The 23,683-nt window shown below is 68.6% G+C and carries 20 protein-coding genes; 6 read left to right on the top strand and 14 right to left on the bottom strand.

What is annotated here, in order from left to right; all coding sequences use genetic code 11:
• The first annotated feature begins 269 nt into the window (after positions 1–269).
• Complete coding sequence (locus ACWD3H_RS38570) at positions 270–581, top strand: hypothetical protein (protein ID WP_451958510.1); 312 nt, start codon at positions 270–272, stop codon at positions 579–581.
• Between the two features lie 487 nt (positions 582–1,068).
• On the opposite strand, the gene ACWD3H_RS38575 is transcribed toward ACWD3H_RS38570, so the two are convergent.
• Entirely contained in the window at positions 1,069–2,211 is a 1,143-nt protein-coding gene (locus ACWD3H_RS38575) for an amidohydrolase family protein (protein WP_451958511.1), read from the bottom strand.
• Positions 2,212–2,637: 426 nt separating this feature from the next.
• Between ACWD3H_RS38575 and ACWD3H_RS38580 the strand changes: the two genes are divergently transcribed.
• Positions 2,638–3,471, top strand: a complete 834-nt coding sequence (locus ACWD3H_RS38580) for an enoyl-CoA hydratase/isomerase family protein (protein ID WP_451958512.1) — start codon at positions 2,638–2,640, stop codon at positions 3,469–3,471.
• Between the two features lie 68 nt (positions 3,472–3,539).
• On the opposite strand, the gene ACWD3H_RS38585 is transcribed toward ACWD3H_RS38580, so the two are convergent.
• Together ACWD3H_RS38585 and ACWD3H_RS38590 are read right to left on the bottom strand one after the other, a co-directional pair.
• Positions 3,540–4,631: an acyl-CoA dehydrogenase family protein gene (locus tag ACWD3H_RS38585; protein WP_451958513.1), complete on the bottom strand. Its 1,092-nt coding sequence runs from the start codon at positions 4,629–4,631 to the stop codon at positions 3,540–3,542.
• Between the two features lie 34 nt (positions 4,632–4,665).
• Positions 4,666–5,781 (bottom strand): acyl-CoA dehydrogenase family protein, encoded by a 1,116-nt coding sequence (locus ACWD3H_RS38590; RefSeq protein ID WP_451958514.1) that lies wholly within the window; start codon positions 5,779–5,781, stop codon positions 4,666–4,668.
• A gap of 353 nt (positions 5,782–6,134) precedes the next feature.
• Between ACWD3H_RS38590 and ACWD3H_RS38595 the strand changes: the two genes are divergently transcribed.
• Positions 6,135–6,821: a TetR/AcrR family transcriptional regulator gene (locus ACWD3H_RS38595; protein WP_451958515.1), complete on the top strand. Its 687-nt coding sequence runs from the start codon at positions 6,135–6,137 to the stop codon at positions 6,819–6,821.
• A 194-nt stretch (positions 6,822–7,015) separates the two neighbouring features.
• On the opposite strand, the gene ACWD3H_RS38600 is transcribed toward ACWD3H_RS38595, so the two are convergent.
• On the bottom strand, positions 7,016–8,194 hold the full coding sequence (locus ACWD3H_RS38600) for a thiolase family protein (protein ID WP_451958516.1): 1,179 nt from the start codon (positions 8,192–8,194) through the stop codon (positions 7,016–7,018).
• A complete protein-coding gene (locus ACWD3H_RS38605) occupies positions 8,194–8,673 on the bottom strand; it encodes a Zn-ribbon domain-containing OB-fold protein (RefSeq protein ID WP_451958517.1) in 480 nt (159 codons plus the stop codon). Before ACWD3H_RS38605 ends, ACWD3H_RS38600 begins: the two co-directional genes overlap by 1 nt.
• Before the next feature lie 158 nt (positions 8,674–8,831).
• On the opposite strand from ACWD3H_RS38605, the gene ACWD3H_RS38610 reads away from it, so the two are divergent.
• Positions 8,832–10,040: a CaiB/BaiF CoA transferase family protein gene (locus ACWD3H_RS38610; RefSeq protein WP_451958518.1), complete on the top strand. Its 1,209-nt coding sequence runs from the start codon at positions 8,832–8,834 to the stop codon at positions 10,038–10,040.
• A gap of 127 nt (positions 10,041–10,167) precedes the next feature.
• Here ACWD3H_RS38610 and ACWD3H_RS38615 read toward each other — a convergent pair whose 3' ends face one another.
• The 9 genes from ACWD3H_RS38615 to ACWD3H_RS38655 all read right to left on the bottom strand — a co-directional run bounded on the left by ACWD3H_RS38615 (position 10,168) and on the right by ACWD3H_RS38655 (position 21,255).
• Positions 10,168–11,385: an MFS transporter gene (locus tag ACWD3H_RS38615; protein WP_451958519.1), complete on the bottom strand. Its 1,218-nt coding sequence runs from the start codon at positions 11,383–11,385 to the stop codon at positions 10,168–10,170.
• Complete coding sequence (locus tag ACWD3H_RS38620) at positions 11,382–11,897, bottom strand: DoxX family protein (protein WP_451958520.1); 516 nt, start codon at positions 11,895–11,897, stop codon at positions 11,382–11,384. The genes ACWD3H_RS38615 and ACWD3H_RS38620 overlap by 4 nt, the downstream gene beginning before the upstream one ends.
• Positions 11,898–11,987: 90 nt before the next feature.
• Positions 11,988–13,169: a thiolase family protein gene (locus ACWD3H_RS38625; protein WP_451958521.1), complete on the bottom strand. Its 1,182-nt coding sequence runs from the start codon at positions 13,167–13,169 to the stop codon at positions 11,988–11,990.
• Positions 13,162–14,241, bottom strand: coding sequence for a DUF2889 domain-containing protein (locus ACWD3H_RS38630; RefSeq protein WP_451958522.1), 1,080 nt, complete (start codon positions 14,239–14,241; stop codon positions 13,162–13,164). Before ACWD3H_RS38630 ends, ACWD3H_RS38625 begins: the two co-directional genes overlap by 8 nt.
• 178 nt (positions 14,242–14,419) lie before the next feature.
• Positions 14,420–15,142 carry an ABC transporter ATP-binding protein gene (locus ACWD3H_RS38635; protein ID WP_451958523.1) on the bottom strand — a complete coding sequence of 241 codons (723 nt, stop codon included), beginning with the start codon at positions 15,140–15,142 and terminating at the stop codon, positions 14,420–14,422.
• Positions 15,139–15,915, bottom strand: coding sequence for an ABC transporter ATP-binding protein (locus ACWD3H_RS38640; protein WP_451958524.1), 777 nt, complete (start codon positions 15,913–15,915; stop codon positions 15,139–15,141). The genes ACWD3H_RS38635 and ACWD3H_RS38640 overlap by 4 nt, the downstream gene beginning before the upstream one ends.
• Complete coding sequence (locus ACWD3H_RS38645; protein ID WP_451958525.1) at positions 15,912–17,930, bottom strand: ABC transporter permease; 2,019 nt, start codon at positions 17,928–17,930, stop codon at positions 15,912–15,914. The genes ACWD3H_RS38640 and ACWD3H_RS38645 overlap by 4 nt, the downstream gene beginning before the upstream one ends.
• A gap of 181 nt (positions 17,931–18,111) precedes the next feature.
• The gene (locus ACWD3H_RS38650) at positions 18,112–19,368 is read right to left on the bottom strand and encodes an ABC transporter substrate-binding protein (RefSeq protein WP_451958526.1); all 1,257 of its coding nucleotides are present in this window, start codon (positions 19,366–19,368) and stop codon (positions 18,112–18,114) included.
• Between the two features lie 378 nt (positions 19,369–19,746).
• Complete coding sequence (locus ACWD3H_RS38655; protein ID WP_451958527.1) at positions 19,747–21,255, bottom strand: class I adenylate-forming enzyme family protein; 1,509 nt, start codon at positions 21,253–21,255, stop codon at positions 19,747–19,749.
• 243 nt (positions 21,256–21,498) lie between these two features.
• Between ACWD3H_RS38655 and ACWD3H_RS38660 the strand changes: the two genes are divergently transcribed.
• Both ACWD3H_RS38660 and ACWD3H_RS38665 read left to right on the top strand, forming a co-directional pair.
• Positions 21,499–22,719 (top strand): CaiB/BaiF CoA transferase family protein, encoded by a 1,221-nt coding sequence (locus ACWD3H_RS38660; protein WP_451958528.1) that lies wholly within the window; start codon positions 21,499–21,501, stop codon positions 22,717–22,719.
• Between the two features lie 45 nt (positions 22,720–22,764).
• On the top strand, positions 22,765–23,682 hold the full coding sequence (locus ACWD3H_RS38665; RefSeq protein ID WP_451958529.1) for an SDR family oxidoreductase: 918 nt from the start codon (positions 22,765–22,767) through the stop codon (positions 23,680–23,682).
• Position 23,683: the final 1 nt, after the last annotated feature.

Consider the following 23,683-nt stretch of genomic DNA (forward strand, 5'->3'; position numbering starts at 1 on the left):
AGGGAGCCGCAGCGTGCTGCGGTGACCGACGACAACGCGGCGAGGCGCCGCCTGACCGACCGCAGTAGGCAAAAGATCCGCAGGACAGGACCTAGAGGCGTCACCCTGCGGGAGTACGGCCGCAGATGTTTACCGCGTGCTCTGAATTGGGCTACGGTAAGCCATACCGTTCTGATTTCAGTGAATGCGTGTACAGGGATAACTCAGAGGACCGGCATCCGATGGCGACATCCGGATCTGGTTTGCGACTCGGTCAGGAGTGACAAACGATGGCGATGCTGAAAGCGGGCGACCGGCTGCGGAGTCGGGTGTGCACGACCGAAGTGATCGTCGTCCGGGCCACGGGCGACGACGTGTCGGTGTGCTGCGGCGGGCTGCCGATGGCCCGCGGCGACGAGGTCGTGGAGAAGCCCTCGGCAGGTTCCGCTCCGGGAGCCCCCGGGACCCTGCTCGGCAAGCGGTACTCCGACGAGGCGCGCCGGGTGGAGTTGCTGTGCGTCCAGGCGGGCGACGGTCCGCTGACGATCGACGGCCAGGTTCTCTCCACCCAGACGGCGAAGCCCCTGCCCGCTTCGGACTGAACGGGCCGAACGTCGATGAGCTACACCGGAGCCGGCCGGAACCGGCTCCGGTGAACATGTACCGCACCGGGTCCGTGGTCGGACTGCAGCCCCCGGGCCGCCTACGCCGGTCGTGACAGGCGTGCGCGCCTCATCGCCCGGTGCACCGCCGTCGCGTCGGCGGCACCGCGCAGATCCACCCCCACGAGCGGCTCGTACACCTCTCCCGACGACTCGAACGGGGGCCGTCCGCGGCGCCGTCCGCCGGTTCGGCAACGGAGACGCGAAGAAGGCCGACCGCTCGCCTCCCACTCTGACGATGTGGCATGTCGTTCCTTTCTCCGCCGGGCACCCTCATATCGACAGGAGGGCCTGCTCATGGCCCGGGTACACACCGGCTCAGAACCGGCGTGACACCGGAAACGGCCCCGTGACCGCGCCGGTCATGGGGCCGTTCTCGTACCGCGTCACGAGCGCGAAACGCTGTGAAGCGGGTCCTGATGAGCGGTCAGGCCTGCCGGTCCGGGAAGTTGTACACCCGGCGCGCGTTGAGCTCGACCATCTTCCTGGCCTCGTCCTCCGGCACGTCGACCAGCGCCTCGGCCAGCATCTTGCGGGTGTTCGGCCAGTTGCTGTCCGAGTGCGGGTAGTCGCTCTCGAACATGATGTTGTCGATTCCGATGGTGTGCCTGGCCGCGATTCCGGCGTTGTCGGAGATGAAGCAGCCGAAGATGTGCTTGCGGAACAGGTCGGACGGCCGGACCGCCCGGTTGACGTCGTTGTACCAGCGGTGCCGCTCCCACACGAAGTCGATGCGCTCGACCATGTAGGGCATCCAGCCGATGCCGCCCTCCGACAGCGCGATCTTCAGGTTCGGGAACTTGTGGAAGACCGGCGAGAGCAGCAGCTCGGAGGTGGCCGACATGGAGTTCAGGCCGAACAGCGAGATCGCGACGGTGAAGTTCGTCGAGCTTCCCTCCGCCGACACGTCGGGCGAACCACCGGAACCGAAGTGCAGCGAGAGCGGCATGTCCGTCTCCTGCGCGGCCGCCAGCAGCGGGTCCCAGTGGTCGGTGTGCCAGGACGGCAGGCCGAGCCGATGGGGCAGCTCGACGAAGGTGAAGGACTTCGCGCCCTTCGCGGCGGTGCGGTGGATCTCCCTCACCGACTCCTCGACATCCCACCACGGCACCATGACGAGCGGGATCTGCCGGTCGGGGGCGTAGGCGCACCACTCGTCGAGGATGAAGTCGTTGTACGCCTGCACGCACAGCCGACCGAGCTCCAGATCCTTGGAACGGGAGAAGACGGTGCCCGCGAAGCCTCCCATGTTCGGGAAGCACAGCTGTGCCCAGACACCCTCGGTGTCCATGTCCTTGATCCGGTCTTCGATCCGGTGACAGCCCGGGAGCATGTCATCGTAGGAACGGGGATCCATCCCGTAGTCCTTGGGATGCTTGCCGGCCACCGCGTTCAGCGCGAAATTTCCGGCCTTCTCTCCCTCATAGATCCACCAGTCGTTGCCGTCCTCCACCTTCTCGATACGCGGCGCGACGTCTTTGTACTTACTCGGAAGCCGGTCGAGCCACACCTGCGGGTGCTCGATCACGTGGTCGTCGACGGAGACGATCTTCGCGTCGTCAGGAAGCATCAGCGTCCTCCTAGATCACCTGGGAACCTGCACGGGGGGCGCCCTGGCGGCTGCGGCGATGACGAGACCCGTTCGAAAGGGCGGCGTCCGGCGATCACGCATGCCTGCACGCCTGGTGGACCATCCCGCGTCGCCCTTCGGAAAGCGAGTTATCGCCAACCAATTCGTAAGACTTACGGTACTTCCATCGCGCACTCTTGTCACTACCGTATTTCAACCGTGTGAACAGGTGCTTTCCGGCAGCCGGCCGGGCTTGAGGGCGTCTCCGACAAGTCGTCCCAGTACATTGCCAGCACTCATAGTAATACATACAGTATGGATTACTGTCGAGGTAGCCTCCGGGTCTGTCGCCGAGGGCTTCGGCCGCCGTGCCGTCTCGGGTCCGGCCAGGCAGACCTCAGTCACTCAGTCGCAAGGAGAAGACGAATGCCACTGGACGTGGAGAGCTGGTCAAACGCGGGTCTCGAGTTCCGCATCGAGAAGCAGGTGGCGTTTCTCGTCCTCAATCGGCCGGCTTTGAGGAACGCCGTGCACCATCCGCTGCGGGACGCGATCCTCGCCGCGCTGGACGAGGTCAACAGCGACGCCGACATCCGGGCCGCGGTCATCACCGGAGCGGGAGGAGCCTTCTGCTCCGGGGCCGATCTGAGCGAACCGGATCACATCGAGATCCCACCGGCGCACCGCCGCGGCACCCACACGCACATCGCCCGCGAGGACGGGCTGTCGTACGGCTGGTGGCGCGTGATCGAGAAGGTGTGGGAGAACACCAAGCCGATCGTCGCCGCGGTCGACGGCGCCGCCTACGGGTTCGGCTGCAACTTCGCCTTCGCCTGCGACCTCGTCATCGCCGGGGAGAACGCCCGGTTCTGTGAGGTCTTCGTCCAGCGTGGCCTGCCCCTGGAGGCGAGCGGCGCCTACCTGCTCACCCGGGGTGTGAGCCCGGTCCGGGCCAAGGAGATAGCGCTGTTCGGCGATGTGCTTCCGGCGCGTACCGCCCTGGAGTGGGGTCTGGTCAACCGGTGCGTGCCGGACGACCAGGTGCTCGAGGTCGCGACCGAGTGGGCGGAGCGGCTTGCCCAGGGCCCGACGATCGGCATCGGGCACATCAAGTCCCAGATCAACGCGGGCCTGGACATGAACATCCAGCAGACCTGGCGCGAGGAGGTCACCTTCCTGGGCATCGGATCCGGCGCGGACAGCGCGGAGGCGATGGCGGCCTTCAAGGAGAGGCGTCCGCCGAACTTCACCGGCCGCTGACCGTCGCGGTCGAAGGCGGAGTCCTTTCACGCCCCCGCCTTCGACCGCCGCTACCCCGCGCCAACCGGCTACAACCCGTTCAGCACACCGATCCTGTCGCGGTGGTGGTGGGGGTCCCCGAACATGAACTCCAGCGACTTCGCCCTGCGCAGGTAGAGGTGGGCCGGATGCTCCCAGGTGTATCCGATCCCTCCGTGGACCTGGATCGCCGTCTCCACGACCCGCGTCGCGGCAACGGAGCAGTACGCCTTGGCGACGGCGGCGATCTCGGCCAGCGCGGCCGGGTCCTCCGCGGCGGCGCGGCTGGCCGCGTTCACCGCGGCTCCGGAGCACTCCACCAGCGCGAACATCTCCGCGCACAGGTGCTTGACGGCCTGGAAGGAACCGATGGGCCTGTCGAATTGCTCCCGTGTCTTGACGTACTCGACCGAGATCTCCAGCATGCGCTCGGCCACACCCAGTTGCTCCGCCGCCGCCGCGACGGCACCGACCGCCAGCAACCTCTCCAGTGGCCGGGTGAAGTCGTCGCCGATCCGGACGGCGGGGGTGCGCGCGAGGTCCACCGTGACCTGCCGCCGGGTCCTGTCCAGCCCGTCGAGCTCCTCGACGGTGACCCCGGGGGCGTTCCGTTCGACGGCGAATAGTCCCGTCTGCTGTCCCACCGGGGCCACCAGCAGGAGAAGGTCGGCGACCTGACCGTCCGTGACCCGCGTCTTGCGGCCGGTGAGGCGCCAGCCGTCCGGTCCGGACTCGGCCACCGTCCGCGTACCCCGCTCGTCGTGGATGCCCACCGCGGCGACCGAGCGGCCCTCGGCGATGGCCGGAAGATACCGTTTCGCCGCCGCCACGTCACCGCTGCCCAGCAGGGCCGTGGGAGCCAGGACGCCGCTGGACAGCAGCGGGGCGCAGAGCAGGACCCGTGCCGCCTCCTGAAGAACCACCGCCATCTCAACCTGTCCCAGACCTTGACCACCGAACTCCTCGGGGATGAGCACTCCGGCCAGCCCCAGCTGCGCGGCCATCTGCCGCCAGGTGTCGAGGTCGGCTCCCCGCTCGTCGTCGATCAGGCCGCGCACGCGCGACTCGGGCGACCTCTCCGTGAGGAAGGCTCGAACGACCGTACGGAACTCCTGCCGTTCCGCGGCTGTTGTCGGTGTCACGCTCGATCTCCTTATGTCCTGTGCGTCGTCCACGTCAGCTGCGAGGAAGTCCGAGCACCCGTTCGGCGATGATGTTCTTGACGATCTCCGTGGTGCCGGCCGCGATGGTCGTCGCACGGCCGGAGAGATAGTCATGGGCCACGCCGGGGACGACACCGCTGACCCCGTCGACGCCCGCTATGGTCATGCACGTCGCGTCGAGTTGCTGGCTCGTCTGGCTCCACACCAGTTTGATCACGGACTGTTCCGGTCCCGGCGCGTCGCCGCCGGCGATCCTGTCCAGCATCTGCTCGCCCAGCATCGCGAGAACGCGGCTGTCCACGTACCGCTGCAGCAGCTCGTCCCGGAGTTGCGGCGCCAGCGGCTCGTCGCGCGCCTCCGGCCGGTTCTCCACCAGGGCGGTCCGTGCCCGCGTCTCCAGACGGCTCGCGAAGACGGCGACGCCCGCCCGTTCGTGGCCGAGGGTGGTCATCGTGACCTCCCACCCCCGGTTGAGCGGGCCAAGCAGATTCTCTCGTGGGATCCGCACGTCGGTGAAGAAGACCTCGGCGAACTCCGCTTCCCCGTTGATCTGCCTGATCGGGCGGACCTCGATGCCCGGGGTGTCCATGCGCACCAGCAGGACGGAGATGCCCTTGTGCTTCGGGGCCGAGCCGTCGGTCCGCACCAGGAGTTCCATGTGCGTGGCGTGCATGCCGTTCGATGTCCAGATCTTCTGGCCGTTGACGACGAACTCGTTCCCGTCCTGCTCCGCCCGGGTGCGCAGGCCGGCCAGGTCGGAGCCCGCGCCAGGCTCGCTGAACCCCTGGCACCAGATCTCGTCCGTGCTCAGGATGGCGGCCAGATGCCTCTTCTGCTCCGGCGTGCCGTACACCTGCAGCGTCGGCCCGACGTTCTTCAACCCGAGCATGCCGGGCAGTACGGGGGCCCCGTATCCGGCGAGCACGTCCTCGACCGCGAGCAACTCCGCCGTACCGAGACCACGGCCGCCGTATGTCGTGGGCCAGCCGGGGGCGGCCCACCCCTGGGACGCCATCAGGCGCTGCCAGGCGCAGCGGGCCTGCCAGGAGGAGTCGTCGGGCCACTGGTCGCGCCAGGCGGGCAACGACTTGTCGAGGAAGGCGCGCAACTCGTTCAGGACTTCGCTCATCGAAGAACCCCCATGATCTGGACAGCGTTGCAAAGGCTCTTACTGTAAGATATACGATATCTATCACAAGAATCTGGATGAAGCCTGATCTCACCTGGGAGCGAAAGATTTCATCACGGCGGGCACCTGCCATGGGGCGCGGAGCGCAGGCGAGGCGTCGATCGGCGCCCGGGGTATGCGGGCTCATCCGTCCAGCCGAGTAATGATCTTGACTACCGGGGACGGCCCAACGCCGTAGACTGGCTTCGGTAATGATGACTGTAAGGCATACCGCTTGGAGAGGTCCCATGCCGCCGAAAGCAGGGCAGACAAAGGCGAAGGCTGGCGTGTCGACCCGCCGGCCACGGGGTTCGTTGAGCCGGGAAGAGATAGTCAGAGGAGCCTACGAACTCGTCGAGATGGAGAGCGTCGACGAGTTGAGCATGCCCCGGCTGGGACGACACCTCGGCGTCGGAGTCACCAGCATCTACTGGTACTTCCGCAGCAAGGAGGAACTGCTCGACGCGCTCACCGAGCAGGCGGCGCGCCGGTTCAACGAGATCCTGCCGGAGTTCAGCGGGTATGACTGGGACGAACATCTGCGGCAGTATTTCCGCGCCTTCCGGCGTGTCTTCATCGAGAACCCGTCGCTGTGCGACCTCGTCGTCCTGCGAGCGCCCATGCAGTCGCAGCAGGCGATGGTCCACTACTTCGCCCGCCTCGACAAGGAGATCGGCGTGCTCGTGCAGGCCGGCTTCTCCACGGAGGAGGCGGTGCGCGCCTACATGACGCTCTCGGTCTACGCCCGAGGCTGCGTCGTGCAGGATCGGCTCTATTCCATGGCGGGCCGGTCGGCCAAAGGCGAGGAGGAGGAGCAGCAGCTCTTCGCTGCACTCGTCGGCCGGGCGTCCCTCCCGGTGATGGCCGAGGCGATCACGTACTGGAGCAACAGCTTCGCCACCGACGACGACTTCGAAGCCGGTCTGACGATCATCATCGACGGGCTTCGCGAGCGGTTGGCCCGGACCTTGACGCAGGCCGAAGGCCGTACCGAGGAATGACCACCGAGGGCAGCCAGGAGGGGCGGCTCCGGGCGGACGCGAACGCGACCTGCCGCCCCGGTCGAGCTCCCGCCCACGAAGCCGCGACCGGCTCGCGAACGCGGTAGGAGACACGGAGTCTCCGTGATTCGTATCCGCCGCCCGCTCCTCATCGGATTGACCTCAAAGGAGCGGAGAGCGACCTCGGTGTGTGTTTATGAGGCGGTCATCAGCATGGCCCCGGAGAACGGTCCCACAGCGTTGGCCCATACCGCGACTTCCGCCCCCGGCACCTGACGATCACCGCATTCGCCGCGGAGCTGGCGGATGGACTCGATGCAGAAGTTCGCCCCATGGCGGCGCCCCACGTTACAGGCCCCCCCGTCGGTGTTCACCGGAAGGCGTCCGCCCAGACGCGTGTGACCGGCTTCCACGAAGGGACCGGACTCGCCGAGCCCGCAGAAGCCGAGCGCCTCCAGCCACTGGAACACGATGATGGTGAAACCGTCGTAGAGCTGTGCGCAGTCCACGTCCTCGGGCCGCAGGTCGGTACGGTTCCACAGCTCGCGGGCGGCATGGAAGGGAGACGACCGGGTGAAGTCGTCGAGGTTCTCGAAGGTCATGTACTTGACCGAGGAGTAGGCCGCGGACTCCACGAAGACCGGCTTCTTCCGCCAGCTGTCGGCACGCTCCCCACTGGTGAAGATGACCGCGGAAGCGGAGTCGACGGGATAGTCGCAGTCCAGAATGCGGACCGGTGTGCTCAGGTAGCGCGAGGCCAGGTAGTCCTCGACGGTGAGCGGATCCCGGAAGATCGCGTCATCGTTCATGCTCGCGTGGTACCGCTGCGCGACGACGTGCGCGCCGAACTGCTCCTCGGTGGTACCGAAGGTGTCCATGTGCAGCCGCGCGGGCAGGGCCGCGATCGACTGGATCGGCGAGATCGAGCCGAAGGGAACGGTGAACTGGGCATCGTCGGGCGCGTATGTCGGTTTGACGGACGCCCCGTCCTTGGCCAGCCGATCGCCCGTGCTCACGCTCTGGTTGATGATCCGCAGGGTGAGCACGGTGTGGGCGAGCCCGGACTTGATGGCCGCGACGGCCTGGATGGCCGGCCCGACGTACGAGGGTCCCGCGGTGCCGTACCAGTTCAGGGTGTCCACACCCAGCATGTAGGCCAGGTCCATCGGGTCGACCACGTCGAGCCCGTCAGGAGCGGGTCCCGCGACCCCCCACAGCAGTGCGATCCCGTCCAGGTCCTGCGGCGTCATCCCGGCATCCGCCAGGGCGGCTTTGGCCGCCTGGATCGCGAGCTGCCAGGAGGTGAGGCCGGTACGGCGCCCGGTCGTGGAATAGCCGACGCCCACGGCCGCCACACGGTCGTTGCCCTTCATCACTTCTCCTCGGTCTGTGCGGACCCGTCGGCCCCGGTACGGTCCGACTCGGCAAGGGGCCGGAACAGCGGCAGGGTCACCTCCGGAGTCACCTCGGTGAAGACCACCTCAAGTGCCATGCCCGTGCGGATCCGCTCTCGCGGGCAGTCCACGATGTTCGTCGTCATGCGGAGGCCGGGCTGCTCCACCAGCTCCACCACGGCGATGTTGTACGGCACGCGATCCACGAAGTACGGATGAAACGCCTGCACCGCCCACGTGTAGCTGTACAGGACCGCCCGCCCGGAAACGCGTTCCGGCGCCAGCTCCATCGACAGGCACCGGTTACAGATGGGGCGCGGGTAGTGCACGAAGTGCCCGCAGGACTGGCAACGCAGGAACTTCAGCTCTCCGGCTCGCGTCGCCTCCCAGAAGAACGCGGTCAGCGCGTTGGGTTCCGGTAGCGGCGGCGAAGCCGTCGCGTTCGCGGTGGTCGTCATGTTCGATCTCCCTCGACAATCGGCCTGAAACACGATCCGCCGACCACGGAGTACTCGCGATCATAGTGGACGTAAGCCATACCGATAGTCTTACTGAAATGCATTCGAGTATGCAACACTCCAGATCGACGAGACGATCTGGGCGAGAGTGAGCAGCAGTGAAAGTACTCGACGGCATACGCATCCTCGATCTCACGACGTGGGCCTTCTGCCCCGCTGCCGGCACGATCCTGGCCAGCTGGGGTGCCGATGTCATCCACATCGAGAACCCGTCCGCGCCCGACCCGATGCGCGTGTTCGACGGAGGCGGCATCGAACCCGGCCAGGCCAACTGGATGTTCAGGCACTACAACCGGGGCAAGCGCGCCATCGCCCTGAACCTGGCCGACGACGAGGGTCGCGAGATCATCCACCGGCTGGCCGAGACCGCGGACGTGTTCCTGACGAGCTATCTGCCCGCGACCCGCAGGAAGCTGGGGGTCGACATCGACGACATCCGAGCCCGGAACCCGCGCATCGTGTACGCGAAGGGCACGGGTGCGGGGCCACGCGGCCCCGAGGCCGAGCGCGGCGGCTACGACTCCGCCTCCTGGTGGGCGCGCGGGTCGCTGGCCGGCACCGCGATGGCCGTCACCGGCATCGACCGACCCTCCGGCATGGTCGGCCACGGCGACGGAATGTCGGGCCTGGTCTTCGCGGGCGGGATCTGCGCGGCACTGCTCCAGCGTGAGCGCACCGGCGTGGCCCCGGTGGTCGACGCCTCACTGCTGGGCAGCGCGATGTGGTTCAACGCACCCGCGATCATCAGCAGCACGTTCCCTCCCGGCCGACAGGCGTTCAACTCCCGGCCGGCGCGCGAGCAGATCCACTGGACCGGGAACACCTATCGAACCGCGGATGGGCGTTTCCTCTCCCTCACCCTGCTCGGCGACCACGAGCGGGACTGGAGGGACCTCTGCCTGCATCTGGACCGCCTCGACCTGCTGGACGATTCGCGGTTCGCCGGGGCCGCGAACCGTGCCCGGCACAGCGCCGAACTCGTGCGCGTTCTCGACGAGACGTTCGCCACCAGGAGCCTGTCGGAATGGCGGACCATTCTCGTGACCATGAGCGGCGTGTGGGCGCCGGTGCAGACGCCGCGTGAGACGCACGACGATCCGCAGGTCATCGCCAACGGCTTCATCCAGGAGGTGGAGTACCCGGACGGCCCGCTGCCGCTGGTCGTCCCGCCCATTCTCTTCGACCAGGATCCCGGCCGGCCGAAGCGGGCACCGGAGTTCGCCGAGCACACCGCGGCGGTGCTCGAGGAAGCCGGGTACAGCCCCGAGGCCATAGCCCGGCATCGCGAGCGCGGTGTGATCGCGTAGGGGCGCCCGCCCGGTGGCGTGCCCCACGTCTCCGCGGAGGCTCCACAGTGTCGCGGACCTCCGCGGAGACGTGGGACGGTGCGCGATGCCCCGGCCATGGCGTGCGGGGAATCCCCGGGACGCGGCCTCAGTCCGCGGGCGACGGAGCGGGCACGGAGGAGCGCCTACCGCGCCGCGGGGCGGCCCAGGTGTGCAGCAGCACCAGGCCCAGGAGCGCACACCCCGCCCCCGCCAGGAAGATGCCGGAGTAGCCGCCGAAACCGTAGACGAGTCCCAGCAGCGCACCACCGGCCCCCGCCGCGATGTCGAAGAACATCGTGAAGGTCGCCACCGCGACCGCACGCTCCGCGGGGGGCACCCGGTTGACCGTGAACGCGAGCAGCGCAGGGTACTGCAACGCGGTGCCGGTGGCGAAGACGGCGGTACCGCCGTACAACCCGATCGCGGTGGGGACCGTGGCTATCAGGATAAGGCCCACGGTGATCAGCAGGGTGGCCACCGTGCTGACCGCCGCCCCGCCGAAACGGTCCGGAATCCGGCCGCCGAACAGCCGGAGCAGCAAGATGATCATGCCGTAGGCGAGGAACACGTACTGCGACCCGCCGACCCCGATCTCGCGGGTGTACAGCGGCAGGAACGTGGAGAAGGCGACCGCGCCGAACATGCCGAGGGCGAGGACCGCGCCGGGGCCGAGCGCGGACCGTTGTATCCGCGGTAGCCGCCCCGGCCGCTCCGTCAGCTCCTCGCGGCCGGGCTCGTCCGCCTTCTTCGGCAGGAGCCGGGCCGCCACGACTCCGACGAGCGCGAGCGCGCCGGCCGCCAGGCAGGCGCCCCGGATCCCGGCCAGTTGCACGATCGTCTCGCCCAGGGCCGGCCCGACACCGATGCCGAGCCACGGTGCGATCGAGAAGTAGCTCACCGCCTCGCCGCGCCGCTCCGCCGGGGCGATGCCGGTGACCAGCGTGATCGCGCTGACCAGGAAGAGTGCCTGGCCCAGTCCGGTGATGAGCCGGAAAAGCGAGAGGCTCACCAGTTCCGGCGCGATCCCGTATCCGATGAACGACAGCGACGCCAGCAGGGTGCCGACCAGCACGGTCCTCTTCAGCCCCAAGGACTCGCCGAACCTCGGGGCCCAGGGCCGGATGATGATGGAGGACACCGCCATGCCCCCCACGATGAACCCGACGAGGGCGCCTCCACCTCCCAGGTCGTCGACGATCAGGCGCGGCAGCATCGGAATCGTCATCCCGCTGGCGAAGAAGAAGACCGTTCCGCAGATCGCGATGCCGAGAAAGGGGCGGGTGACCAGCCGGGGCCGGTCCGCTCGTGTCGTGGTGGCGGTCACCGGCTCCCCTCTTCGGCCTTGGCGGGCGCCGGGCGCCAGGCCGCGCCGAGCAGCACCGCCGCGCCGAGCAGCCCGAGCCCCACGCCGATGGCCAGGCCGGTCCCACCGGCCAGGTCGATGCCCAGCGCCCCGTCCACCGAGGCCCTGCCCGGACCGGCCAGGGAGACTGCGGCACAGATCACCGCGATCATCAGCACGTACTCGTATCCGTCCCGGAACACGAAGAAGCCGTTGGACCGGTGCGAGATCACCCCGGCGACCGTCATCACACCGATCGCGGCGGCGCAGGCCAGCGGGGTGAGCAGGCCGATCGCGATGCCGATCCCCGCGGCCAGTTCGGCCAACACGCTCGCCCACGCGTGCACGACCCCCGGGCGCAGCCCCAGCCCTTCGAACCAGCCCGCCGTACCGGCGATCTTCCCTCCGCCGAACGCGTGATTGAGACCGTGCGCCACCAGGGTGAGACCCACGCACACCCGGATCAAGAGCAGAGCCACGTCTGTTACTTCCATGTCAACTTCCTTCTCGCTCACACCGCGCATCGCGGCGGCTCCGGTTCCCTGACCGTCCACGCTCGCCCGCCCGTCCGGCGGATGGACGGCTCACACCCGCTCGATGATCAGTGCGTTCGCCATCCCGCCGGCTTCACAGATCGTCTGCAGCCCGAACCGCCCACCGCGCAGCTCCAGCGCGTTGAGCAGCGTGACGAGCTGGCGGGCGCCGGTGGCGCCGAGCGGATGCCCGAGCGCGATCGCGCCGCCGTTGACGTTCACTCGTCCCTGGTCGGCGCCGATCTCCCGCTGCCAGGCGAGCACCACCGGAGCGAAGGCCTCGTTCACCTCGAACAGGTCGATGTCGTCGACGGTCAACCCGGCGCGCGCCAGCACCTTCCCGGTGGCGGGGATCACCGCCGTGAGCATCATCAGCGGGTCGTCGCCCTCCGCCACCGCGGCCCGCAGGACGGCCCGGATCCGGAGCCCGAGCCGGTCCGCCGTCTCCCTGTCGGCGATCAGCACACCAGCCGCGCCATCGCTGATCTGCGAGCTGTTGCCCGCGGTGATGCTCCAGTCGATCTCCGGGAAGCGCGCGGCGGACTCATCGGTACGGAATGCGGGACGCAGCTTCCCCAGCGCCTCGACACTGACCTCGGAGCGGATTCCCTCGTCGACGGAGAACTCGTCGTGACCGCCGGCGGGGACGGGGAGGATCTCACGGGCGAAGTCCCCCCGAGCCGTCGCGGCGGCCGCCCTGCGGTGCGACTCGGCGGAGAACTCGTCCAGTTCCGTGCGGGAGAGCCCCCAGTGAGCGGTGACGAGTTCGGCGGCGACGCCCTGGTGCACCAGTCCGTCCGGATAGCGACCGGCCATCCGGCGCCCGTAGACGTCCAAAGTGCCCGCCGCGGTCCCCCACGGCGCCCGGCTCATCGACTCGACTCCACAGGCGACGACGATGTCGGCGGCACCGCACATCACCGCCTGCGCGGCGAACTGCACCGCCTGCAGTGACGAACCGCACTGCCGGTCCACCGTCGTGCCCGGCACCCGTTCCGGCAGGCCGGCCGCGAGCACGGCGTTGCGCGCGATGTTCGCGGCCTGCTCCCCGGCCTGCGTCACGCAACCGGCCACAACGTCATCGATGAGGGCGGGGTCGAACCCGTTGCGCGTCACCAGGGCATCGAGCACGTGCGCGAGCAGGTCGACCGGATGCAGACCCGCCAGTGCCCCGCCGGTACGTCCGCGCGCGATCGGAGTACGGAGCGCGTCGACGATCACCGCCTCACGCATCGTTGTTTCCTTCCTCGTCTTCGGAACCGGCCGGGCGATCCGAGGGATACGACGGGTGCGGGCGCGACGGCCCCGCACGCAGCGACTCGACGAATCGCAGGGTCCGCAGCATGTCGTTCAGATGGGTGCAGCCGGCCGTCCCGGTCAGCGTGGTCCGTACCGCACCGTCGATCTCGCTCAGCGCGACGCCCGCCAGCCTGCCGACGTTGAGCGCGGCAAGCGGGCATTCCGCGAACGGCAGTGGCCGCGGGGTCGCGTTCACCGAGACGAGAACGGGTGGAGTGCCGTGGGCGCGAGCGTGCAGCTCGTACTCGTGGATCACCGCCTCCTCGCCGTCCGGCTCTTCGTAGGTGTCACGGAAGTAGCTGTAGATCGGACTGTTCTCATCGAGGGCGACATCCAGCAACCGTCTCCGGCGCACCGTGCCGGGTCTCGTCGGCCGATCCTCGTGCCAGCCGTTCGCGTCGGTCATCTCCGCCAGCGGGGTCGCGGCATGGTGGTCGCTCAGGATCTCCGATCCCGCAGGGGGTTCCTGGGTCGCCCGCCGAATCGCACTCCCTCCCGGCGCCCAGCCCATGCAGGTTCCGCTGAGGGGATGGCGGCGTGAGGCGGGCATCGACGGTTCGGTGGCCCGCTCGGCGCGCAACCGGCCGTATCCGGAGACGATGCCGAGCCCCGGGAAGTCGTCCAGCAGTGCCCCCTCCAACGAGGTGGGCCGGATCGAGGACAGGTTCGCGAGCACGGCCCGGAAGCCCCTGCGCGTGTCACGGCCGAGCAGTGCCTCCGCGAGCTCGGGCATCGTGGGGACCTCCAGCCCCCGCAGTTCCCCCGCGGCCCCGATGCGCGCGGAGATCTCCAGCCGGTCGAGGACCCGCGTCCCGCCCCCGGCCTCGGTCAGCAGGTCGCGGGCGCGGGCCGTCAGGAACCAGCCCGCCGCCCAGGAGCCGTCGGGAGCCGCGTCGAGCGTCACGGTCCTGCGCACCGAACCCCGGCGGCGCTCCGGTAGCACCCCGAGCGTCGCAGCGGCCGTACCGACTCTCTCCGCAGTCAGCGGAGGATCTTCATCCCTCATGGACACTCCTTCGAGGTCCTCGGCCCCGATCACAGCGGACGTCGGATCGAGGCGTCGGTTGCGGTTGGCCACCCGGACGACAATAGATACTGTAATTCATTCGGCAAGCCTTACGACAGTTGCCTCCGACAAAGCCGCGCACCGGAAGGACGGCTCCCTCCGGTGCGCGTCCGTGGTCTCACACCTCCTCGGCGACCTCACCGCCCAGGTAACTCTGCGCCACAGCGGCCATTCCGGCGTCGACGGGTCCCTCCCACACGACCGACCCGCGGCGCATGATCAGCACCCGATCCGCGAAACCGAGCGCCTTGTCCACGTACTGCTCGATCAACACGATGCTCACTCCCGTGGTCCTGGTCTTGGCGAGTGCCGTGTACACGGCCTCGATGACCAGCGGGGCCAGGCCCAGCGAGAGTTCGTCGATGACGATCAGACGGGGGTTGGTCACCAGCGCGCGAGCCAGCGCGAGCATCTGCTGCTCACCGCCGGAAAGGGTCTGAGCAACCTGCTTGACCCGCTCGCCGAGGATCGGGAAGTACTCGTAGGCCCGCGCCTCCGCGGCACGCCGCTGCCCGCGAGGCAGCGTGCGAACGCCGAGTTTGATGTTCTCCGCGACCGTCAGGGTGGGGAAGATGCCCCGCCCTTCCGGCAGGTAGACGACACCGTTGCGGGCGAGCCGGTATGGCGTGCTCTCCGTGTGCGGGTGCCCGGCCACCTCGATGCTGCCGCTCGCGGGCTTCAACAGCCCGGCGAGGGCTTTGGCCACCGTGCTCTTGCCCGCACCGTTGGAGCCGAGGACGGCCAGGCACTCTCCCTGGGCCACCCGGAAGGAGACCCCGTCGACGGCGACGGCGTCGCCGTACCGGATTGTGAGATCGTCGACAACCACCGTGTCCGTCACGCCTGCACCGTCCCCAGGTATGCCGCCTGAACGGCCTCGCTGTTCTTGATCTCATCCGGTGTGCCCGACTCGATCAGCTTCCCGAAGTCGAGCACGAAGATCTTGTCGCTGATGCTGAGAACCAGCTCCAGGTCGTGCTCGACCAGCAGCACCGCGATCGATCGCTCGCGGCACAGCCGCTTCACCAGGTCCGCGAAGACACCGGTCTCCGTGGCGTTGAGCCCGGCGGACGGTTCGTCGAGGAGCAGCAGCCGCGGCTCGTTGGCCAGGCACTGTGCCACCTCGACGAGCCGCCTGGTTCCCATCGGCAACGCGTCGGGGGTGGCATCGGCCATCGCGTCGAGCCCGAGTTCACCGAGCAACTCGTCGGCCCGCTCCGTCTCGCCGGCGCGGTCGGTCCTGCCCAGCCCCAGCACATCCCGCCAGAAGCGCGACCGATGATCGGCCGCGCGGTGCGCCAGCACGATGTGCTGGCGCACCGTGAGCTCCTTCACCAGCTGCGGTGACTGGAACGTCCGGGCCATCCCCTTACGCGCGAACGCCTGGGGGGGCTGCCCGGTCAGATCCGCGCCCTCCATCAGCACACGACCGGAGTTGGGCCGGAGCAGGCCCGAGGCGACGGCGAGCGTCGTGCTCTTGCCCGCGCCGTTCGGGCCGATAAGCGCGGTGACCCGGCTCGCGCACGCGTCGATCGAGACGTCGTCGAGAGCCTTGACACCTCCGAAGTTCACGCTGATCCCATGGCATTCGAGGGTTGTTCGCGCGGTTGTCATGCCCTCTCCTCCACCGGCTCCTGCCGGGCCTGGCCATCACCGACGGATTCGGCCTCGGGCCTCTCGACGGGCCTTTGTGACCGGCTCGCGACCGCCCGTTCGACGGCTACCGCCAGGCCTCTCATTTGCGCTCTGAGCTGGACGTTGATGCCGCTGGGCTGGGCGACCAGCAGGATCGCCATCAGCCCGAACAGCAGCGCCGGCAGATCGCCGAGCTCGCTGGGCAGGAACAGTCCGAACAGCGGCGGCATCACGGCGAGCGACAGCCCGGCCATGGCCGCACCACCCATGCTGTTCGCGCCCTGCGCGATCGCCACGGCGAACCAGACAAGACCGGCCGTCGCGAGATAGGCGTTGGGCAGTGCCACCAGCTGGTAGCTGGCCACGAATCCGCCACCGAGGCCGGCGACGCCGGCCCCCAGTATGAACGCCCACAGCCGGGCGCCGAAGATGTTGAACCCGAGCGTCTCCGCCCGGGCCCGGCTCGCCCGGATCGTGGCGAACACCATGCCGGTCGTCGACCGTCGCAGGTTCCACAGCAGCAGACCCACCGCGGCGAAGGAGGCGACCATCAGGAAGTAGAACGACACGTTGCCGTCGAAGACGAACGATCCGATCGCCGGCCGGTCGACGGCGATGCCCGAGTCCATGTTGGAGAACTGCTGCATCGGAAACACCACCTCGCCGATGAGCAGCGCGAACGCGAAGGTGGTGATCGCCGTGTAGAGCTGGCCCAGGGGCAGGCACACGACCCCGACCACGATGCCGCACAGCCCCGCGATCACCGCGCTCAGCAGGATCGCCGGCAGCACCGGCAGCCCGTACACGGTGGCCAGCTGACCGGTGGCGATCGCGCCGAGGCCGGCGAAGGTGATCTGCGACAGGCCGATCACACCGACCTCGCCGGTGATCAGGCGGTAGGAGAGGAAGATCACCGAATAGGCGAGCCCGAGCGCCACCACCCCGATCCAGAAGTCGTCCAGCACGATCGGGAAGAAGACGATCACACCTGCGAGCAGGATCCATCCGACCCGCCGGTCCCATCTCCCCTCCTTGCCGCGCATCAGAGCCGCGTTGTGCGCCTGGCGACGGTCGATGTCGCTCTGCAACGAGGCGACCTCGCGCTGCTGGGTCTCGGCCCGCAGCTCGCTCGACCTGCTGTAGACGAGGATCGCGATCATCATGAACAGGAACGGGATGCTCGGCCGCAGTGCCGTCGCCAGCAGTCCCGAATCGGGCAGGTACGGGACCACGACGGACTGGGCGACGCCGACGAGCAACGCTCCGGCGAAGGCCCGCCACAGGTTGGTCAGCTTGCCGATCACCACACCGGCGAAGGAGGCGGCGATGAGGTTCGCGAAGCTGAGCGAGTCCAGCCCGACTCTCGGCGCGATCAGGATGCCGGCGAGTCCGGCCAGCGCCGCACCGGCGGCCCAGGTCACCGCGGTGACGGCGTTCGGGTTCGTCCCGGTGAGCACGGTCATCAGCTTGGAGTCCACGGCACCGCGAGTGATCAGCCCCGCCGTCGTGCCGTACAGCACCACCGCGCCCACCGCGGCGACCAACACCGCCGCGCCGAGGATGAGCAGCTGTTCGCTGGAGAGCGCGACTCCGGCGATGTTGAGAACGACCTCCGGATTTTTGATCAGTCCCGCCGCCTCGTACACCGGCTGGTGCCCGAAGATGAGCGCCGTGGCGGCGGTCAGCGCCACCTGCAGGCCGATGGTGCCGGCCAGGCGGACCAGGGGCACCGACGAGCCGAGCCGGTTCAGCAGCACCGCCCAGAGCAGCAGTCCGAGACCCGGGGCGATCACGAAAAGGCAGAGCACCGCGGCGACGAACACCGGCAGGCCCACCTCCGTGTGCAGGAAGTGATAGCAGTAGGCCACGAAGAACGCGATGGCCGCCTGTCCGAAGTTGAACACCTTGGAGGCGTTGTACGTGATCACCAGCGCCATGGCGGAGATCGCGTAGATACCGCCGGTCACCAGACCGCCGACAATGTAGCTCAGCATGTCGGCCCTCCGGCGTCGGGTGCGGCCAGGGCCGTGGTTCCAGTGGCCCCGAGGTGGCTCACCCGGAGAGATGTCTGAGAAGCGAATTCATAACCCACGTCGGTCCGTCCCTTTCGGTCGTCGGGAATCCTTGGGCCCAAGACAGCGGCCACGGACTCTCACGCCCCGAATCGGTTGATCTCTACTGAACCTTGACCAGTTCGCCGCAGATCTTGTCGGCGTCCGGCACGTACTTGCCGTCCTTGATGGTCTCGAGCCAGACGCACTTGACCGGGTCTCCGTTCGGGAGGATGCCCGGCTTGAAACTCACCGGCTGCACCAGCAGCCCGCGCCCCGTGTACGCCTCCTCCTTCCGCAGGTTGTCGATGAACGCCTGACGGGTGGGCGATGCGCCGGCCAGGTCAAGCCCGTGCAGGAACAGGTCCGCGGAAATCCAGCCGACAGCGGTGAAGAGGTTGCCCGCCGGGTCGACCTTCGGGGCGTACTTGGCCATCAGTTCCCGGTACTTCCTGACCGGCTCCTGGTCGAGTTCGAGCGGGATCGTCCCGCTGGGCGTGCCGAGCGCCCCTTCGAGCGCCTTGCCCGCCTGGGCGATGGCGCTGGGGTCATAGGTGACGTACCCCGCCTTCAACTCGATGCCCTGCTGCTTGACCGCCTGCATGATCGACACATTGGACTGCGTGAGCATGGGGAGGTAGACACCGTCGACGCCGAGCTCCTTCAGACGCACGGCGATCGCGGTGGCGTCGAACGATCCGAGCGGGATGTCGTACTGCTTCATCACCACCGGAAGGCCCACCTGCTTCGAGGCGAAGACGAAGGCGTCCGCGGAGTTGATGGCTCCCGGGGAGTTATGCGCGAAGACCGCCATCTTGGTCACGCCACGGTCCTTCACCGTCTGCGCGGTCGCAGTCTGGGCCAGGCCCATCGCGAAGGAGCCGTAGGCTCCGAAGGCGTTACGGTCGTTCGCGAAGGGCGGCTGTCCCGGGAACCCCGTCACCGGCACGTTGTTCTGCTTCAGATAGGCGTACATCGTGTCGACCCGGGAGGCGGCGATGATGCCGAACGCCTTCTCCGACTGCACGGCGTTCCGGCCGGCGACCACCTGCTGGGCGCCGTCCCCGGCGTCGTCGAGGGTGACGAGCTTGATCTTGCGGCCGTGCACGCCGCCGGCCGCGTTGGCCTCTTCGAAGCGTGCCCTGATTCCCTGCTCGAAGCCGTCGAACGTGGGTGCCGACGGACCGGTCTTCGGCACGACTATGGCCACCTTGACCTCGGTGTCGGTGATGCCGGGAGTGTCACTGCCGCCCGAGCCTCCGTCACCACAGGCGGTGGACGCGGTGAGCGCGAGCAGCAGGACGCCCGCGAGGCGAGCTCGTACCGAGGACGAGCGGCCCTCGTGCCGTTCGCCGGAGCGGGGAGAGAAACGTGTGAGCATCAGGAATGTCCTTTCGACCGGGATGTTTGGCGGCTTGCCGGCCTCTGAGGTACCGAGCCGATCTGGATGGGTGTCTGGCACGCGTTCCGGCCTGGCAGTGGTGGCGAAACCTGGCCGCCCCTGCCATGGGTCACTCCAGTCGAATGCCTTACCGTTTGGATTACGGTTGTGTATTTGGTAATCCCTGGGAGCGGAGGGGTCAAGGGGGCGGGAAGCATCTGTTTGACACTTGTTATCCCGAGATATCTGGATATTCGAGGCAGCCCGAAGAGCGCGCTCGGCGCGACACCGGCGGCACGGACGGGGAGGGGACGGCTCGGAGGGGGAGGACACGTCCGGGGACCGGCCGACGGTCCCCGGACGTTGAGGCGACGCGCGTCAGCCCTGGGCGGACATGACCCGGGCCCGTTGGACGAGTTCCCGCCGGAGGATCTTTCCGGTGGCGGTCTGCGGCAGTTCCCCGAGGAAGACGACGTCGTCCGGTGTCCTGGAACTGCGCAACCGGGCGCGCACCCACGCGCGGATGTCCTCGCCGTCAACGGAGTGACCGGATCTGACGACGACGAAGGCGACGATGCGATGCCCCCACTCGTTGTCGTCGACACCGGCGACGGCGACCTCGGCGACCGCGGGGTGATCGAGGATGACATCCTCCACCTCCGCGGGGGCGATGTTCTCCCCGCCGCGGATTATGGTGTCGTCGGAACGGCCACCGACGAAGAGATAGCCGTCCTCGTCGACGTGTCCATGGTCCCGGGTGGCGAACCAACCGTCCCGGTCCAGGGTGGTACCGGACTCGAGGTACTCACCGGCGACCTGAGCACCACGCACCCAGATCTCTCCCGGCACGCCGGTCGGGCAGATCCCGCCCTGATCGTCGCGGATCTCGACGGCGATGCCCGGTAGCGGACGTCCCGCCGAGCCGAGCCTGGCCCGGACCCCGGGATCGTCGGCGGTGAGGGCGTCCCGATGGTCCTGCGGAAAGAGGACCGCGATGGAGGACGAGGTCTCGGTGAGGCCGTAGGCGTTGACGAAGTCGGTCTCGGGGAACAGCCGCAACGCCCGCTCGATCACCTGACGCGGCATCTTCGCACCCCCGTAGGACAGGGAGCGCAGCGATTCCGGAGCGGGCACGCCGCCGCGTTCCAACTCGTCCACGATGCGGGCGAGCATGGTGGGCACGACCATCGTGTGGGTGATCTGCTCGGTCCGGACGATGTCAAGCCATCCGGATGCCGAGAAGCTGTCGAGATAGACGATGCGGCGCCCGGCGTACAGGTTCGTCAGCAGGTTCGCCACCGCCGCGATGTGGTAGGGGGGAACGGCGACCAGGGTGGCCTCGTCCTCGCCGGCGGACCCGAACTCGACGGTGCCGAGCGCGTAGGAGGCCAGGTGCCGATGCCTGAGCACCGCGCTCTTCGGCGTGGAGGTCGTGCCGCTGGTCTGCAGGAGCACGGCGATGTCGTCGGGATCGGGAGAGTCCACCGGCAGGCCGGGGCCACCGCCCTCAAGGCACCGGGCCGGCCAGTCGGCGAGGGAGATCCACCGGGTTTCCGCACCGGCCAGCGCACCGACCCGCTCCCCGGCGATGAGTAGCGGGGCGGACTGCCTGGCCAGCGTGTCCGCGAGCGCCTGGGGCGCGAGCCGGTAGTTCAGCGGCAGGAACGGCATGTTCGCCGCCGCGGCCGCGAACATCGCCACCGGGAAAGCCGGGCCGTTCTCACCGACGAACACGACGGTCCGCCGGTCCTCAGACCGGATCAACCCCGCACCCCCGGCGGCCGCCTCCCGCAGCTGTCGATAGGTAATGCCGGTCCGCTGGGATCCCAAGGCCACCCGGTCACCGAATCCGGCAACCGCCATGTCCAGCAGCATCAGCGTGTTCATCGCGACTCTCCGAATCGGTCCGTGGCGGGCAGAGGTTCGTCGTTCCGCATCAGGGTCCATCCATTGCACAGGCTTATAGTTAGCAATACAGTAGTGTCTACGGTACTTCTCCACAACGGTCGTCCCGAGGTTTCCGCCCACCCGAGTTCGCCCTGACAGCACGGCACTCGGGAAGATTTCCGGAACTCGGAGTCCCCCTTCAACGCGGCTCTCCGTGGCCGCACGGCCCTCAAGGTGGTTTCCATGACAGACGTGCTCGCGGGTGTCCGAGTGATCGAGCTGGCTTCCTGGACCTTCGTTCCCTCGGCGGGAGTGGCGCTGTCCGACTGGGGGGCAGACGTGATCAAGGTCGAGCATCCCGACGGAGGCGATCCGGGCAGGGCGCTGGTGGTCGGCGGTCTGCGGCCCGGCGGCGGGAAAACCGAACTGGACTACATGATGGAGCTCGGCAACCGGGGCAAACGCAGCGTCGGGCTCGACCTGCGGACCGAGCAGGGCAGGGAGCTCCTGCTCCGCCTGGTGGCGAACGCCGACGTGTTCCTCACCAACTGGCTGCCCGCCGCGCGGCGCAAGCTGCGCATCGACGTCGAGGACCTGCGTGCGGTCAACCCGAAGCTGATCTACGCGCGGGGCTCCGGCCTGGGCCCACGGGGAGCGGAGGCGGAGAACGGAGGCTTCGACTCGGCGACGTTCATGGCCCGGGGTTCGGTCGCCTACGCGCTGGCCACCGACCCGGCACAGCGGCCGATCGCCCAGCGGCCTGCCTACGGCGACCTGCCCTCGGGACTGACCCTGGCCGGGGGCATCGCAGCCGCCATGTACCGTCGCGAACGCACCGGCGAACCGTCCGTGGTGGACGTGTCGCTGATGGCTCAGGCGATGTGGACGATGGCACCGGACATCATGGCCGCCGACTTCTTCGACGTCGACCGGATCCCGATCGGCGTGGGCAAGACGGCGATGAACCCGATCACGAACGCCTACCGGACCCGGGACGGACGCTGGCTCCAGCTCGTCATGTTGCAGCCGGACCGCTACTGGCGTCCGCTGTGCGCCGCGCTCGGCCACCCCGAACTCGCCGACGACCCGCGGTTCCCCGACGGCGCCTCACTGGTGGCGAACGCCGCCGACGCGGTCGGCGAGCTCGACCGGATCTTCGCCGCACACGATCTGGACCACTGGCGGCAGGCGCTGGCCCGGCAGGAAGGCGTCTGGGCCGTGGTCCAGTCCCCCAAGGAAGTCCTCAGCGACCAGCAGGCCGTCGCCAACGGGTACGTCGTCCAGGCCAAGGACCCGGCGGGCGTGCCGTACCACTTCGTCGCGAACCCGATCCAGATCGACGAGACCGCGCCTCGGCCCACGTCCTCCCCGGAACACGGCCAGCACACCGAGGAGGTCCTCCTCGAAGCCGGGCTCAGCTGGGCCGAGATCGCCACGGCCAAGGAGAGCGGCGCGGCGATGTGACCGCCCCGGCACATCGCCCACGATCAGATTTCAAGGAGCAACGACATGTCCACTGACGCAACCCTCGCCGGACGAGTAGTGATCGTGACGGGGGCCGGACGGGGAATCGGCCGGGAGGAGGCCCTGGCCTTCGCCAGGGCGGGCGCCTCGGTGGTGGTGAACGACCTGGGCGGATCCGCGGACGGGCAGGGCGCCTCCAGCGGGCCGGCCGAGGAGGTGGCCCAGGAGATCCGGGCGGCCGGCGGCCGCGCCATCGCCAACGGCGAGGACGTCTCGGACCCTGACGGCGCGACGCGACTGGTCCAGTCGGCGCTGGAGGAGTTCGGCGGCCTCGACGTGCTGGTGAACAACGCCGGCATCCTGCGTGACCGCGCCCTGGTCAACATGACGATCGAGGACTGGGACGCCGTCATCCGGGTCCACCTGCGCGGGCACTTCTGTGTCCTGCGGGCCGCCGCCCGATACTGGCGAACCCAGTCCAAGCAGGGACGTCCGGTCGACGCGCGAGTGATCAACACCTCCTCCGGCAGCGGCCTGTTCGGCAACTTCGGCCAGGCCGGCTACGGTGCGGCGAAGGCGGGCATCGCAGGCCTCACGCTCATCGCCGCCACGGAACTCGCGTCGTACGGGGTCACGGTCAACGCCATTGCCCCGGTCGCCCGCACCCGGCTCACCGCCACCGCCGGCATGAGCCTCGACGCCGAGCCCGACACCTTCGACCCGCTCGACCCCGCGGGCATCGCCCCCCTGGTGGTCTGGCTGGCCGGCCCTGCCGCCCAGAAGGTCACCGCACGCGTCTTCCATGTCTCGGCCGGCCACGTCGCGGTCTGCGAAGGCTGGAACATCGGCCCCAAGACCAGGCGGGATCGGCCGTGGACCACTGCCGAGCTCGACGAGATCATCCCCGAACTGGTCGCCGCCGCCGCCCCGAACGCCGGCGTGCTCGACCACCAGAAGGACTGAT

Source organism: Streptosporangium sp. NPDC002607 (assembly GCF_053592655.1).